The organism is Rhizobium sp. ERR 942, assembly GCF_007828395.1.
Taxonomy (GTDB): Bacteria; Pseudomonadota; Alphaproteobacteria; order Rhizobiales; family Rhizobiaceae; genus Rhizobium; species Rhizobium dioscoreae.
Genome location: NZ_VIUA01000001.1, coordinates 998,640 through 1,007,798, shown reverse-complemented (window position 1 = coordinate 1,007,798; position 9,159 = coordinate 998,640). Strand labels below are relative to the sequence as shown.

General features: G+C 56.8%; 19 protein-coding genes. 9 read left to right on the top strand and 10 right to left on the bottom strand.

Translation table 11 applies throughout. From position 1 onward, the window contains the following. Positions 1 to 22: 22 nt before the first annotated feature. Positions 23 to 277 carry a DUF982 domain-containing protein gene (locus tag FBZ97_RS05030; protein ID WP_186449450.1) on the top strand — a complete coding sequence of 85 codons (255 nt, stop codon included), beginning with the start codon at positions 23 to 25 and terminating at the stop codon, positions 275 to 277. Positions 278 to 279: 2 nt separating this feature from the next. Here the strand turns inward: FBZ97_RS05030 and FBZ97_RS05025 are convergent, their stop codons facing one another. The 7 genes from FBZ97_RS05025 to FBZ97_RS04995 all read right to left on the bottom strand — a co-directional run bounded on the left by FBZ97_RS05025 (position 280) and on the right by FBZ97_RS04995 (position 3,687). Further along, positions 280 to 474 (bottom strand): hypothetical protein, encoded by a 195-nt coding sequence (locus tag FBZ97_RS05025; protein WP_145316921.1) that lies wholly within the window; start codon positions 472 to 474, stop codon positions 280 to 282. Next, complete coding sequence (locus tag FBZ97_RS05020) at positions 474 to 854, bottom strand: hypothetical protein (protein ID WP_145316919.1); 381 nt, start codon at positions 852 to 854, stop codon at positions 474 to 476. The genes FBZ97_RS05025 and FBZ97_RS05020 overlap by 1 nt, the downstream gene beginning before the upstream one ends. 26 nt (positions 855 to 880) lie before the next feature. Continuing rightward, entirely contained in the window at positions 881 to 1,309 is a 429-nt protein-coding gene (locus tag FBZ97_RS05015; RefSeq protein ID WP_246661693.1) for a hypothetical protein, read from the bottom strand. 524 nt (positions 1,310 to 1,833) lie between these two features. Beyond that, a complete protein-coding gene (locus tag FBZ97_RS05010) occupies positions 1,834 to 2,172 on the bottom strand; it encodes a hypothetical protein (RefSeq protein WP_145316917.1) in 339 nt (112 codons plus the stop codon). A gap of 109 nt (positions 2,173 to 2,281) precedes the next feature. Further along, a complete protein-coding gene (locus FBZ97_RS05005) occupies positions 2,282 to 3,160 on the bottom strand; it encodes a DUF2312 domain-containing protein (RefSeq protein WP_145316915.1) in 879 nt (292 codons plus the stop codon). After that, positions 3,161 to 3,427 (bottom strand): hypothetical protein, encoded by a 267-nt coding sequence (locus FBZ97_RS05000; protein WP_145316913.1) that lies wholly within the window; start codon positions 3,425 to 3,427, stop codon positions 3,161 to 3,163. It abuts the gene before it with no gap. Continuing rightward, positions 3,424 to 3,687: a hypothetical protein gene (locus FBZ97_RS04995; protein WP_186449449.1), complete on the bottom strand. Its 264-nt coding sequence runs from the start codon at positions 3,685 to 3,687 to the stop codon at positions 3,424 to 3,426. The genes FBZ97_RS05000 and FBZ97_RS04995 overlap by 4 nt, the downstream gene beginning before the upstream one ends. Before the next feature lie 92 nt (positions 3,688 to 3,779). Between FBZ97_RS04995 and FBZ97_RS04990 the strand changes: the two genes are divergently transcribed. Continuing rightward, entirely contained in the window at positions 3,780 to 4,466 is a 687-nt protein-coding gene (locus tag FBZ97_RS04990; RefSeq protein WP_145316911.1) for a helix-turn-helix domain-containing protein, read from the top strand. On the opposite strand, the gene FBZ97_RS04985 is transcribed toward FBZ97_RS04990, so the two are convergent. Genes FBZ97_RS04985 through FBZ97_RS04975 form a run of 3 tightly spaced genes read right to left on the bottom strand, consistent with a single transcriptional unit; the run spans position 4,463 to position 5,865 of the window. Beyond that, positions 4,463 to 5,311, bottom strand: coding sequence for a hypothetical protein (locus FBZ97_RS04985; RefSeq protein WP_145316909.1), 849 nt, complete (start codon positions 5,309 to 5,311; stop codon positions 4,463 to 4,465). The genes FBZ97_RS04990 and FBZ97_RS04985 overlap by 4 nt on opposite strands. 19 nt (positions 5,312 to 5,330) lie before the next feature. Beyond that, a complete protein-coding gene (locus FBZ97_RS04980; protein ID WP_186449448.1) occupies positions 5,331 to 5,639 on the bottom strand; it encodes a hypothetical protein in 309 nt (102 codons plus the stop codon). Beyond that, positions 5,629 to 5,865 (bottom strand): hypothetical protein, encoded by a 237-nt coding sequence (locus FBZ97_RS04975; protein WP_145316907.1) that lies wholly within the window; start codon positions 5,863 to 5,865, stop codon positions 5,629 to 5,631. Before FBZ97_RS04975 ends, FBZ97_RS04980 begins: the two co-directional genes overlap by 11 nt. A 215-nt stretch (positions 5,866 to 6,080) precedes the next feature. Here FBZ97_RS04975 and FBZ97_RS04970 point away from each other — a divergent pair, with 215 nt between their 5' ends. The 7 genes from FBZ97_RS04970 to FBZ97_RS34290 all read left to right on the top strand — a co-directional run bounded on the left by FBZ97_RS04970 (position 6,081) and on the right by FBZ97_RS34290 (position 9,158). Further along, a complete protein-coding gene (locus FBZ97_RS04970; RefSeq protein WP_145316905.1) occupies positions 6,081 to 6,302 on the top strand; it encodes a hypothetical protein in 222 nt (73 codons plus the stop codon). A 63-nt stretch (positions 6,303 to 6,365) separates the two neighbouring features. Continuing rightward, entirely contained in the window at positions 6,366 to 6,734 is a 369-nt protein-coding gene (locus FBZ97_RS04965; RefSeq protein WP_145316903.1) for a hypothetical protein, read from the top strand. Next, positions 6,731 to 6,982: a hypothetical protein gene (locus FBZ97_RS04960; protein ID WP_145316901.1), complete on the top strand. Its 252-nt coding sequence runs from the start codon at positions 6,731 to 6,733 to the stop codon at positions 6,980 to 6,982. The genes FBZ97_RS04965 and FBZ97_RS04960 overlap by 4 nt, the downstream gene beginning before the upstream one ends. Next, positions 6,979 to 7,233, top strand: a complete 255-nt coding sequence (locus tag FBZ97_RS04955) for a hypothetical protein (protein WP_145316899.1) — start codon at positions 6,979 to 6,981, stop codon at positions 7,231 to 7,233. Before FBZ97_RS04960 ends, FBZ97_RS04955 begins: the two co-directional genes overlap by 4 nt. Then, positions 7,217 to 7,402 carry a hypothetical protein gene (locus FBZ97_RS04950; protein WP_145316897.1) on the top strand — a complete coding sequence of 62 codons (186 nt, stop codon included), beginning with the start codon at positions 7,217 to 7,219 and terminating at the stop codon, positions 7,400 to 7,402. Before FBZ97_RS04955 ends, FBZ97_RS04950 begins: the two co-directional genes overlap by 17 nt. Next, positions 7,399 to 8,361, top strand: coding sequence for a PD-(D/E)XK nuclease family protein (locus tag FBZ97_RS04945; RefSeq protein ID WP_145316895.1), 963 nt, complete (start codon positions 7,399 to 7,401; stop codon positions 8,359 to 8,361). The genes FBZ97_RS04950 and FBZ97_RS04945 overlap by 4 nt, the downstream gene beginning before the upstream one ends. Next, positions 8,358 to 9,158, top strand: coding sequence for a hypothetical protein (locus FBZ97_RS34290; protein ID WP_186449447.1), 801 nt, complete (start codon positions 8,358 to 8,360; stop codon positions 9,156 to 9,158). The genes FBZ97_RS04945 and FBZ97_RS34290 overlap by 4 nt, the downstream gene beginning before the upstream one ends. The last annotated feature ends 1 nt before the right edge of the window (position 9,159 follow it).

Below are 9,159 nucleotides of genomic sequence, written 5' to 3'. Positions count from 1 at the left end.
CTTCCGCCGGAGGAACGAGACAATGCCACAAAACTGGTGGGGAAAGCCTGTAACGGTCGAGACACAGAAGGTCGGTCAGCGGCTGGCGATTACCAGCGTCGAGCGAGCTGCAGAGTTCATGCTGCAGGAATGGCCGTCCAGCGCGCGAGGTAAGGCATTCAACCGAGCGCAGGGAGCTCTTCTTGAAGCGCTTGAAGGAACCCGATCCGCTGACAAAGCCAAGACCGCGTTTATCGCAGCGCTGCGCGAGGGCGGCATCTATATTTTTGAAGAGTGAGATCATGCCGCCGCTCCTTCTTGATTCCGGCGGTCGAGCGCCTTCAAAGAACGTTGGCATCGGTCGCGAAGCCGGGTGATGATCGCGAGCTTCGAAAGCTTCACGCCATTGTCGCCCTTGTTCATGCTTCCCTTGAGACGGAAGATCTGGGCATCAAGCTCGGCTATTTCTTCACGGAGGAGGTCGGCTTCTGTCATCAGTGCGACACTCCATATTCAGCCTCGATACTGGCAAGCCAATCCAACCCCTTGCGCGCAACGCGCCTGTGGCTTTCTTGGCAGCAGCTATCGTTCATACGGACGGAGATATCGGCCCAGCGACCGTGCATAATTTTCACGGCGGCTGTCAGCGCATCCTTGAACGAGGCGTGATTGCCCCAGAAAGGACCGCCATGCCCACAATAGCCGCCGACGCTGTCACCGGTATTGATGGACCATGTACTGTCGCCATTGGCCATTATGCCAATCTTGCCCCAGCTCCAGCCGCTCTTGTCGAGGTTCGTCTGCAGCCAGATGGGAGCATCGACGACCGGAGGCGGTGGCGGCATCATCAGATCGAGCATGGAAAGCTGCTGCATGTCAGTCCCTCAGTATCCAGTCAGCTCTATCGGCCCATTTCTTGGCCTTGGCGCGCCATCGCTTGGCGATGCGCAGCCGCCTCAAAGGAGGCAATCTTTTGATCCAGCGAAGCCAGATGGGCGCGTAATTCTCGTGCTTCAATTTTGCTCTCCTCGATCAGAGCCGCCCGCAAGGCGTCCATTTCATCGCTGTCAATCCGGCGCGCGGTGCCCTCCCAAATCGAGCGGGCGCGGCGGGTAGTGAATTTCTTGGTGACGCGCGGCGAAATGAAACGCACCGCCTCGTAGAAAACGTTATCGAGCTTGACGTAGCGCCGAAGGGGCCACGCATCTCTCATCAAGTCCCTAGCCGTCAAAGTTGGACTCATTACCTTCTTCCTGTCAGCTTCATCCTTGGGGCGAGAACCCAAATTCTTGTTTTCGAAACCCGACACCTTGTCGTCTCCTTGTGTCATCTTGGCTCTTGTTCATGGAGACTTCAGATGCACAGGACCGACATTGATGACGACGGAACCGATATCCTTGCAGGGACTTCAATCCCGTCGTCTGGTCCGCCGCTCGGGCCAACCGTAATTCCGTTTCCGCGAGACCGATCCGCCGCCGGTCTTGCCAACGAGGGGACCGAAGCCGCATCGGTCCCCTCACCTTTCGAAAGCCTCGGTTCCGCTACTCAAGCCGTCGTCATGCGACTGGCGAATAAGCGGCTCCGGATAAAGGTCCTCGTCGCGGAAGCCGGGAGAGAGGGGAGCACCCGCGACGAGTCTTGAGCGCGGTAGAGGTGACCCGCGCCCATTCGAAGTTCAGTGTTTTCGGAAGTGTCGATCGTCGCATTCGGCAGCTCCCGCGTGTGACGCAGCGTCGGAGCGCCTTCGAGAGATGCGACGAAATGCAAGATCGCCAATCTTCGCAGCGACAACAGCCACAAGGCATGTGCCGACCAATGCGACAAAATATTCAAAGCCGAGAAGCATCGAATCCATCAGCGTTCGCCTCCGAAGTCGAAGATGGCTCCGGCCTGATCGCCAGTTCCGTCGAAAATGAAGAAGGCGTCTTTCATGTAGACATTTGGAACGCGCGCGGACCGAGCGGCTATGATAGCGGCGACTTTCCCGCCCCTGGCGGCTCCGCCTGCAATCGCCAATGCAATCGCCGAGGTTTTGGCTGGGAAGACGCGACCATTTTTCCGGCCAAAGTAGGAGAGCGCAGATCGCGTCGTGCCGCAATTCGTGGCGATCTGACGAACCGTCATCCCCAATTCAATGCCGCCGTCGATCTGAGCCAGCTTCTGCTCGTCGGTCGATTTTTCCCAAAAGCTCATGCTGCCCTCTCGAAATTTGCCAAGGCTTCTCCGCGCGTGCGGCCGGAAGCCGATTTCCCTGTTTTCGGATCAGCGATGATGAAGGTGCCGTCTTGAGTGATGATCGTGATCACGCCGCATCCCCTTCTCGCATCGCGACTTTGCAGGAATGGCAATGATCGACCGTTCCAGATTTGCAGTGATCTCGATGCTGGCAATTCGGTCGGAACCGGTGCTTGATGGCCGGAGCGGGGTTGACGATGGCTCCGGCCTGACTAGCGGCGTGATTGCTGGATGCGGTTACATGATCGCCTCCTGTGTTGGCGACGGCGCTGCTCGTGTCGTGTGTCGGACTTACGCGCTCGGCGCTGGGGGCTTCGGCTTCGCCTTGAGAGGCCGGAGCAATTTCGGAATTGGTGGGGAGGCCGGCAGAAACCGCCTCCCCTTCGTGGCGGCCATCACGATCCGCAAGCGTGCCGGATCCTGTCCCGGCTGGAGAGGCTTCGGCTTGCGGACCTGCCTCTGGGGATGGCTCATCGTTGATCGAGGGCCTCGGTGCATTCTGCTCTTCCGCCTCGTCCCGCTCGATCAGGATATCGACTGCAGTCATCAGCGCGGCGCGACCGGCTTCGGTCTGCATTCCGTCAACGATCTGCTTTGCGAGATGGGGGTTGATGTCTTCGAGGATTTCGCCCGTTTCCGGGTCAAATTTCTCAATCTTTTCTCGCGTGGCGCGCGGCGCGCGAGGCGACGTCGTGATCTCCTCGAAAATCTCATCGATAAGCGCGTCTTTCTCTTCGACGGCCATCGGGTCTTTCTTGGCGGCACGGCGGCGCTTGATCGCAGCCTTAACGGCCTCGATCTCGGTCTTGATGTTTGCCTTGTCCATACCGCCGGCGATGAGCTGCGCGCGATATGCATCAAAGCAATCCTTTTTGCCGCTATTCATGTCGGCAATCTGCTGATCGTATTCGTCGATCTCGTTGGCGAGAGAGGTGCGGGTGATCATTCACACACCGCCTTTCCGAATAGAAGACGCTATTCGACGGGCATTCGGAAGCGGGAAGCCATCATCATCGAACATCGCCTCGACAGCCGCGGCGCATCTCTCGCGCTCGGCGAGGATCGCCTTTTCGACGCAAGCAATAGCTACCTTTCGGAGGTTCGCCTGATTGTCAGAGGCCTTCGCGAGCAGAAAATCTTCTCGCGCGCCGTCAACGGCATGCATGGCAGTATCGTGAATATCACCGGGAATGATCTGGCCGTCGGCGGTCATGCTGCCACCTCTGCGCCAGACTTGGCCGAAAGGAACATATCGCCTGGGATCTCGATCCCGTTTGCCTTCGCGTACGCCCACAGCTTTTGGGCTGGTTTCAAGGGGATAAAACCGTCTGTACCGCCCTTCTCTTTGGACTGGGTCCAGCGATACACCCGCGTCCGATCGGCGCCAGTGATCTCTTGGACGGCTTCGGGTCCGCCAAAGCGATCAATGATCGATGCGGCCGGCTCAAGCTTTTCAGGTGCGTTCGTTTCCATGACGCGACTATGCGATAATCGCACAAAAAGCGCAAGAGGAATTGTGCTTCAATCGCACGAGACCGCGCATTTTCGGTGTGCGAAAATGCCATATGCTTGAAGATCCTTACAAAAAATGGGTAATCGAAAATCTCGAGAAACCCGGAATGTCGCAGACCGGCCTAGCCAAAGCACTCGGCCTCCATCCATCGGCGATAAACAAGCTCGTCAATGGCAAAAGGCAGCTGAAGTCACATGAAGTCGCCGGCGCGGCGCGCTACTTCGGAGAAGAGGCTCCATCTGGGGAGTTGATTCCAGTCACTTCTGGATTAGTGGCTGGTCGAGTGGCCGGCCTCGTCGAGGCGGGAGCTTTCCGGGAAGTCGACGAGTTCGATCAATCCGAGCCGGTGGAAATCATGTTGCCTCGGGACGAGCTGTTCCCGAATGCTAGGCAGCTCGTTTTCGATGTAGCCGGCGACAGTATGAACGATTTGCGGCCGCTTCCGATCTTTCCCGGAAGCCGGTTGGTCTGCATCGCCTACGATGATGTTGAACACCTCGTCGAGCTGCGGTCGGGAATGATCGTAGTCGTCCAGCGGGAGCGCGACGGCGGTCATTTCAGGGAATGGTCAGTGAAGCAGCTTGAGCTCTTTACAGATCGGGCCGAATTCCATCCGCGATCGACCAACCCGAAGCACAAGCCAATTATCGTGAAGCGAGATCACGAAGCTGATGAAGGCATGACGGTCCAGGTAATCGCGCTCGTGCGGCGCGTCATGAATGAAATGCCCGGATTCTAGGCGTCTGGGTCGATATCAATCACGTCATGGACGTGTGTAACGGCGTAGGCCACCGGCTTCCCGCTACTAAGTTTGGTATGAACGTCAACGATAAAGCCTTTTTTGTATACGTTCTCATCGGCTTCTCGGATCTCGTGCTTCAATCGTCGTTCAGCGAGATCGGACCCGTAGGTAAGGCTTAGCGGTTTGTCCGATATTTCTTCGATCAGCACCTTTTCGCCAGATGGCTTGCCGATCGCCGCCGCATGGACATCGCTGCGAGTGAATACCATTAGCACGCGCTCGTGTGGGTCTTGCGAAGGTTTTTCTAATTCATTTTGCCGGTGTTCAATTACCTTTTCAGCCGCCCTGGCTTGTTGAGTATTGAACTTGAAAGCTACCTTAACCTGCCTGATACCATCTTCGAATGTTGCCGCTTCAAGCGTCGAGCTCGCATTTGGATCGCGAGCTACTGCCAGCATCGCTTTCGAAAAATCCTTCAGCTCGGACTTCGTTTGCGGAGAGCCTTGCGTTTTATCGTCAACGAGCGCCATTATGCGACTTCCCCACCGGCGGACGAAGTCTTCGACAATCATGATCTGGTCTGCATTTGCAATGAATGGCGCAGCGATCGACATGCCCGGAATCATGTCAACGATCGTCGATCCTTTGCGCACTTCCTTCACAAAGAAGGTTGCATCGGCTGCCAAGTCTTTGTGCTGCTCTTTAACGAAGCGCTCAAACTCATTGCCGATTGCGACGAATTGCGAGACGAAGTCACCCAATTCGACAGGCTCCTCCGTATCAAGCGTGTAGGTCAGGTGAACAGGGCTCTCTCTCATGAGATCAAGATAGCTGCTGATCATTTATACTCACCTAACAATTTCAAGCTGCAAAGCTTCGTTTGCCAACTAAATCAAACTGAGCGCAAGCTTCCGCAATCTCCCGCAGCAACCATCGCTTTGGCGGGATGCACATATAGGATCGCCCATCGTCGCCTATGAAGTTCATGAGCGGCAAAACACAAAACTCATCGTCATCCCCGATCGGCGCGAACGGCCCGACCTGGAAGCCATAACCAGGGAACCGCTGGCTGAGGTAGTTCTCTAGCCGATCCTTGGCGGCTGCAACAGCGGCGCGCTGCTCGAACGGCGGCACGATGATGAATTCCAAAACCTCGCGCTCAATACCCATATTCGTATCCTCCTTCGATACCGACGATCAGCCCGATAACACCGCCGCACGGCTGGCATCGGAATGACAGCTTTTCCAGAAATGCGCTTCCGACCAGCTCGTCTGCGTCGCGTGGCACGTCGTCACCGATCGGCACATCTACAATCTTCTCACTCTCCCGGAGGCAGTTGTCGCACCTGATCTGAAGCGTGAAGCAAGCTGCCGTTCTCAAAACCGCTAGATGCATTTTTGTTCTCCTTTCGTTCTTATGAAGCCAGAACGAGAGAAAAGAGTCGAGTCTGATTCGTTAACGGCAGGCCAAAAATTAATTGTGCGATTATAGCACTTTTGTTCTTGCTTTATTTGTGCGATTATCGCATAGTCTCCTCATCAACACAGCGCACCGACTGAGCCCGCCACCCGGCGAAGCAGCGAAACGGAGCGCAAGATGAGGAACGGGTAATGTTTTACATCATCGACAACAATGCGGACTTCCAGCGCTCTGGCCGGTTCGGCCAGCCGTCCTCGCTCTGCATGAACGGCGCTCGTGACTACGCCGACCGTTTCCGCACTAAGGCGAAAGCCGAAAAGATGCTCGCCTATTGGAAATCCAATAACGCCTTCAAAGGCCGCGTGATCGATCACCAGACCGCTCTGGAAATGGGGGACGTCTACGACGCCTGATCGCCTTCGGCATCCGCCCTTCACTGCGGCGGATATCGAAAGTGATCAACCGAGGACGGTACGATGACCAGCCACCAATTCACATTCGAACAAGCGACGATCCCGCTCTACGGCGAAGGCGCGCTCTTTTACGGAGAGGCCACACTTGAAAGCTCCTGCGAGGATGACAGCGAGTTTTATGTGTCGTCGATCCAGTTGGGCAATAAGGCCGTTCTGACGCGCCCGAGCCGGATCAACAATGCCGATCCGGTCGGCGCCTTTCTCTTCACCGAAATCGTGAAGCAGATCGAAGACGACAAGACCGAAGTCGGTCGGCAGGCCGCGCTTGAATGGGCTGCGGCGGTCGAGGACCAATCATTCGACGCTTGGCGCTTCGCCCGCATCCCCGAGATCGCCCCTACGCCCTCCTATCGTATGGAGGCTGCGGAATGAGCAAGCACAAGGCAATCGTCTCGATCGAGGTTGAAGTCGAGATCGATGATTCCAAATTCGATGAAGCGTTCATGGCCGAGTTCCGCGATAGCTTCTACCCCTTCTATGACATCGAGGATCACATCAAGCACATCGCCCAGCTCGAAGCGCGCGGTCTGCTAGACGATTTCACCGAAGGATATGGCCCGATCAAGGACATGGGCATCAAGGCTTGCGCCGACGACTGGGAAGTTGAGGTGCAGTCATGACCCGCTGCGATCTCCGCTCCCACAATGAATGCGCTTGCCGCCCCGGCGAATGCGACCAGATGAAGCCGATGCTCGACCTTCGGGATACGCCGGTTATCCGGTTCACGGCACGCCAGCAGTTCGCCGGCATGCTGATGCTCATCACCTTCTTCACCGTGATCGGCTGGGCCGCGCTCTACAGCGCCAACGAATCCTATCGCGTCCAGCAGCTCAGAAATCAGGAGAGTTCCATCCATGTCGCACGCCGCTGAGAATTTCGTTCGCGGTGCGGAAATGGCTCGCCGGCTTGCGGCCGACTACCGCCGCGATGCCCAGAGCAATGAAATTCCACCTGCCCTCAGAGACAAATGGCTAGCCGACGCCAAGCGCGCCGACGAGCGGGCTGATTGGTACGAAACCCACGCGAGGATGATGCAATGAACGCTTTCGAACGCTTCAATATCCGATCCCTGTCGCCCACCATGATCGCTCAGTGGGACGCCGCTCCGGCCACTCTGATCCTCCGGCGCCTATATGGCATCAAAGGCAAAGCCAACGAAAAAATGTGGCGAGGCGATGCCGTCGAAGCCGGACTGCAGTTCTGGCTTCATAACCGGACGCGCGAAGACAGCATGGCAAACGCCAAGGCCCTCGCCGTTGATACCTTCTGGCAGCGCGCAGAAGGCGAAGTGTCTGACGAAATTGAGGCTGCCGCCGCGATGGTGCCCGCGATGGTCGAGCAAGCCGTTATGGCCGCATCGGATAAGACGGTACCGCTTATGGGCACGCAGTTCGGCGTCGAAGCTTTTCTGGATGACGTAGACGTGCCGATCTACGGCAAGATCGATTTCCTCTTCGAAGACAAGTCGATCATCGAACTCAAGACGACGACGCGTTGCCCATCGAAGCTCGAAAACGTGTCGATGTCACATCGCTGGCAAGCCGCCTTCTATGCCAAGGCCCGCGGCGTCCCGGTCAACCTAGTCTACGTCACCGATAAGAAATCTGCGACATTCGAAGTGTTGCCGGATGATTCCTCGCTGCTTCTTTTTCGACGCGCCGCCCTTAGCCTACAGAAGGCCCTCGCCAAGACAGAAGACGGCGAACAGTTGCTCCGCTCCCTCTCGCTCAACGTCGAGAGCTTCTATTGGGATGACGAAATGCGTGTCGCCTATGAAGACGCGCTCGAAGGCAAGCTGAAGCTTCTCGTCGGACCAGGCACCGAAGATCTAGCCGCTCAAGGATATGTCACCTTCGGCAAGCATTCCGGCAAGCACATTTCCGAGCTTCCCGATAGCTATCTCAACTGGTTGATGAACCCGAAGCTTTCGGACGGAGGCTTTTTCGACGTGCCGAAGCAGCTTCAAGTCGCAATCGCCGATATGCGGGAGGCCGCATGATGTCCACAGACGACGCATTGAAGGCGCTGCGCGCACCTTTCCCCGATAACCAGATCAGTAAAAAGCCAAAGGAAACCAAGCAGCAAAAGGAAGAGCGGGAGCGTGATCGACGCCTCGGTATCCGCTGCCAGCTTTGTGGACAGTGGCATCATAAAGAAACTATCCACCTGGATTACGTCGGCCACGCAGCACTTACGGACCGGCTCCTTGATGTAGATCCGCTTTGGAATTGGGAGCCTGTTTCGTTCACGCAAGACGGCCAGCCAGCCTTCGACCGCATGGGTGGGATGTGGATAAAACTCACGATCTGCGGACATACACGCCTCGGGTACGGTCACGCTGACGGCAAGAACGGCGGCGATGCGGTGAAGGAAGTCATCGGCGATGCGCTCAGGAACGCGGCAATGCGCTTCGGGGCTGCCCTGGACCTTTGGCATAAGGGTGATCTTCATCCTGTCGATCCCAACGGCGAGAACGATGACACCACACCCGGTGGCGAAAGCACGAAACCGCCAAAAGCCACGGCCGCAGATCAAAAGCGAGGCCTTGAGGAAATCGAACGCGAATTGGTCGACTGCCGAACGCCAGGTGATGTCGTAAAGCTTCTGAATGCTTGGGCCGAAGATGCACAAAAGGCTGGATGGTCGAAAGACTATTGGGACGAAGCTCGACGCCGCTTCGCTCGGCGAAAGAAGGAGCTTGAAGAGGCCAGCGACGATTTCCCCGGCGACCGTAAGAGCGGTACCGGAGTCCGTAATCCCGCCGGACGCGAGCTTCACAACGCCGAGGCTTTCTGAC

What these genes read in the sequence shown, in the direction of transcription:
- FBZ97_RS04950 (WP_145316897.1), top strand. Translation starts at nt 7,217, where the DNA reads ATGTCGCACGCCGCTGAGAATTTCGTTCGCGGTGCGGAAATGGCTCGC.
- FBZ97_RS04980 (WP_186449448.1), bottom strand. Translation starts at nt 5,639, where the DNA reads ATGGGTATTGAGCGCGAGGTTTTGGAATTCATCATCGTGCCGCCGTTC.
- FBZ97_RS05025 (WP_145316921.1), bottom strand. Translation starts at nt 474, where the DNA reads ATGACAGAAGCCGACCTCCTCCGTGAAGAAATAGCCGAGCTTGATGCC.
- FBZ97_RS04955 (WP_145316899.1), top strand. Translation starts at nt 6,979, where the DNA reads ATGACCCGCTGCGATCTCCGCTCCCACAATGAATGCGCTTGCCGCCCC.
- FBZ97_RS04975 (WP_145316907.1), bottom strand. Translation starts at nt 5,865, where the DNA reads ATGCATCTAGCGGTTTTGAGAACGGCAGCTTGCTTCACGCTTCAGATC.
- FBZ97_RS04995 (WP_186449449.1), bottom strand. Translation starts at nt 3,687, where the DNA reads ATGGAAACGAACGCACCTGAAAAGCTTGAGCCGGCCGCATCGATCATT.
- FBZ97_RS04965 (WP_145316903.1), top strand. Translation starts at nt 6,366, where the DNA reads ATGACCAGCCACCAATTCACATTCGAACAAGCGACGATCCCGCTCTAC.
- FBZ97_RS05000 (WP_145316913.1), bottom strand. Translation starts at nt 3,427, where the DNA reads ATGACCGCCGACGGCCAGATCATTCCCGGTGATATTCACGATACTGCC.
- FBZ97_RS04945 (WP_145316895.1), top strand. Translation starts at nt 7,399, where the DNA reads ATGAACGCTTTCGAACGCTTCAATATCCGATCCCTGTCGCCCACCATG.
- FBZ97_RS04985 (WP_145316909.1), bottom strand. Translation starts at nt 5,311, where the DNA reads ATGATCAGCAGCTATCTTGATCTCATGAGAGAGAGCCCTGTTCACCTG.
- FBZ97_RS04970 (WP_145316905.1), top strand. Translation starts at nt 6,081, where the DNA reads ATGTTTTACATCATCGACAACAATGCGGACTTCCAGCGCTCTGGCCGG.
- FBZ97_RS34290 (WP_186449447.1), top strand. Translation starts at nt 8,358, where the DNA reads ATGATGTCCACAGACGACGCATTGAAGGCGCTGCGCGCACCTTTCCCC.
- FBZ97_RS05015 (WP_246661693.1), bottom strand. Translation starts at nt 1,309, where the DNA reads ATGACACAAGGAGACGACAAGGTGTCGGGTTTCGAAAACAAGAATTTG.
- FBZ97_RS05010 (WP_145316917.1), bottom strand. Translation starts at nt 2,172, where the DNA reads ATGAGCTTTTGGGAAAAATCGACCGACGAGCAGAAGCTGGCTCAGATC.
- FBZ97_RS04960 (WP_145316901.1), top strand. Translation starts at nt 6,731, where the DNA reads ATGAGCAAGCACAAGGCAATCGTCTCGATCGAGGTTGAAGTCGAGATC.
- FBZ97_RS05005 (WP_145316915.1), bottom strand. Translation starts at nt 3,160, where the DNA reads ATGATCACCCGCACCTCTCTCGCCAACGAGATCGACGAATACGATCAG.
- FBZ97_RS05030 (WP_186449450.1), top strand. Translation starts at nt 23, where the DNA reads ATGCCACAAAACTGGTGGGGAAAGCCTGTAACGGTCGAGACACAGAAG.
- FBZ97_RS05020 (WP_145316919.1), bottom strand. Translation starts at nt 854, where the DNA reads ATGCAGCAGCTTTCCATGCTCGATCTGATGATGCCGCCACCGCCTCCG.
- FBZ97_RS04990 (WP_145316911.1), top strand. Translation starts at nt 3,780, where the DNA reads ATGCTTGAAGATCCTTACAAAAAATGGGTAATCGAAAATCTCGAGAAA.